Origin of the sequence: Exiguobacterium sp. B2(2022), assembly GCF_028823655.1 — a bacterium.
GTDB lineage: Bacteria > Bacillota > Bacilli > Exiguobacteriales > Exiguobacteriaceae > Exiguobacterium > Exiguobacterium aestuarii_A.
Window position 1 is genome coordinate 1 of the sequence record NZ_JAPEHX010000157.1, and the last position, 590, is coordinate 590.

Sequence of the window (590 nt, forward strand, 5' to 3'; positions counted from 1 at the left end):
ACGCCGACCCATGCGTCTTTCGCACCGAGTTGCATCGGGATGACCTTGTCGCCTGACGCGTTGATCTTGTCGATCGCTGCGACCGTCTCGTCATACGTCTTCGGCGGTGTCACGCCGTATTTGTCGAGGAGCGTCTTGTTGTACATGAGGTATGCCTGTCCTGTGAAGCCGACCGGTACCGCGTACTGCTCGCCGTCGACCGTCGTCTGTTCGACGCCGAGCTCGATCAATTTGTCTTTCCAGCCTTCGCCGGCCGCTTTGTCCATGTAGTCTTTCGCTGGCACGAGGCGATCCTTATATTGCGGGATCATCGGTTCCTTGAGACCGATGACATCCGGACCGTCTCCCCCGAGCATCGCGACTTGGAGCTGTTGCTCGTAATCTTCGAGACGCTTGAATTTGACGACGTAGTCGTCTTGCGATTCGTTGAACGCCTTCGCCATTTCTTCCCCGACTTCAGGTTGTGGCGCCCAGCCCCACCATGTGATGACCGGCTTACCGTCTTCCGTTGTCGCCGCCGCTTGTTCGTCATCGCCGCACGCAGCGAGTAAAGATGAGAGCATTAAGACAGATGATGCGAGTGCAATCGT

General features: G+C 57.1%; 1 protein-coding gene. It reads right to left on the minus strand.

Going from position 1 to position 590, the window contains the following annotated elements:
- Positions 1-590 (minus strand): ABC transporter substrate-binding protein (locus ON063_RS14800; RefSeq protein ID WP_342455063.1); only part of this gene is annotated, 590 nt, incomplete at both ends.